This is a genomic window from Gordonia sp. BP-119, assembly GCF_016924115.1.
GTDB lineage: Bacteria > Actinomycetota > Actinomycetes > Mycobacteriales > Mycobacteriaceae > Gordonia > Gordonia hongkongensis.
Genome location: NZ_JAFFZF010000098.1, coordinates 1 through 1432 on the forward strand (window position 1 = coordinate 1; position 1432 = coordinate 1432).

Below are 1432 nucleotides of genomic sequence, written 5' to 3' on the forward strand. Positions count from 1 at the left end.
ATCTGGTCATCGACACCAACATTCGCACCGAGGCCGAGGCCACCCTGACCGCCGAGTTCGTCGATTCGATCCGCGACGGCGTGCGCCAACCCATCCTCGCTGTCGAGGTCGACGGCGAGGTCCGGGTGCGCGACGGGCAGCGCCGGACCCTGGCCGCGCGTAAGAACGCCCTTCCCACCGTTCCGGTCTACGTGGTCCCGGTCGCGACCGACGCCGACGACAAGGCCCTGACGGTGGATCGAATCGTGGAGCAGCTGGCCAGTTTCGAGCGCGAAGGCCTCCGCAACCGTGACCGCGTGGCCGCGATCGAACAACTCGCGCTTGCCGGGATGTCGGCGACGAAGATCGCCAAGGCCACTCGCACGAAGAAGAAGGACGTGGACGCCACCCTCGCGCTGGCGAAGTCCGAAACGACCCTGGATTTGATCGAGCGGGGCGCAGCGCTGACGTTGGAGCAGTCCGCGACCGTCGCGGCCTACGACCACGACCCCGAAGCGCAGCAATGGCTCCTTGACGGGTAGCGCTCTAATGGGCACCTCGTGGCCGTCGGGGTGGGTGCGTACGCGCGCGGCGTTGCGGGCCCGGTTGTGCAGCTGTTGGTTGCGGTAGTCGCGGCGCAGATCTTTAGCCGCCCGCACGTGCTGGGCGTCGGCGATGGTGACGTGGTTGGCCCAGCTGCGGTCATGGTCGGCGACGGTGACTTCGCCGCATGCGATCCGCACCCGATGTAGATCGGCGGTGATGTCGACAAACCGGCCGATCACTGATGGGTGCACCGAGTAGTCGTTGCCGGCCACGCGCACGTAGTAGTCGCGACCCAGCCGCACCCGAGTGTTCAACCCGACTTGTGGTGCACTCGGCGGCAGTGTTGCCATCTGCGCCAGGTCCCCGGTGAGCACGTCACGGGGGCGTCGATCACCAATCGAGCGCACCACCCGTCGGCGGATTCAGTGAGTCGCCGTTACACGCGCTGCGTCGTCGACCTGCGATTCACAGCTGGGTTCGAAGCGTCGTCCGACGACCGCGGTCTGCGGCCCCGAGCCGGTGACACACGCCTACGCCGCGTGGTCAAGAGTCGTTCGGTTTCGATCTCAGAATCGCGAGTGTGATTCGCGTCACTGTTGGGATCCATCCGGCGGGCTCCAACGAATGGACAGTAACCCCCGAGGTCGTCAGACCTCGAGCAGGAAAGGCTGCCGGCGCGCGATGAACTCACCCACACCTCGGTCCCCGTCACGGTCGGCGCCGATCCCCGCGCCTCGAGACGAGAAGCCGGGGCGACCCCCGGAACCGCGGGTCGAGCAACTCATCGCGGAAGCGACCTCGCTCTTTCAGGACGCCGGCTACCGGAATGTGAGCGTCGAGGAGATCGGCGCCGCCGTCGGACTGACCGGGCCGGCGGTGTACCGGTATTTTCCGTCCAAGCAGGACA

At 66.9% G+C, this 1432-nt stretch carries 2 protein-coding genes and 1 pseudogene; 2 read left to right on the forward strand and 1 reads right to left on the reverse strand.

All coding sequences use genetic code 11. The features are described 5' to 3' along the window. The coding region (locus JW364_RS23960) for a ParB/Srx family N-terminal domain-containing protein (RefSeq protein ID WP_240199558.1) at positions 1-521 on the forward strand (521 nt) is incomplete at its 5' end. Positions 522-659: 138 nt separating this feature from the next. On the opposite strand, the pseudogene JW364_RS24705 reads toward JW364_RS23960, so the two are convergent. Then, positions 660-875: pseudogene (locus JW364_RS24705) on the reverse strand (IS21 family transposase); the annotation flags it as partial. Positions 876-1206: 331 nt separating this feature from the next. On the opposite strand from JW364_RS24705, the gene JW364_RS23965 reads away from it, so the two are divergent. After that, positions 1207-1432, forward strand: a 226-nt coding sequence (locus tag JW364_RS23965) for a helix-turn-helix domain-containing protein (protein ID WP_205334499.1), incomplete at its 3' end; no start/stop codon positions are given.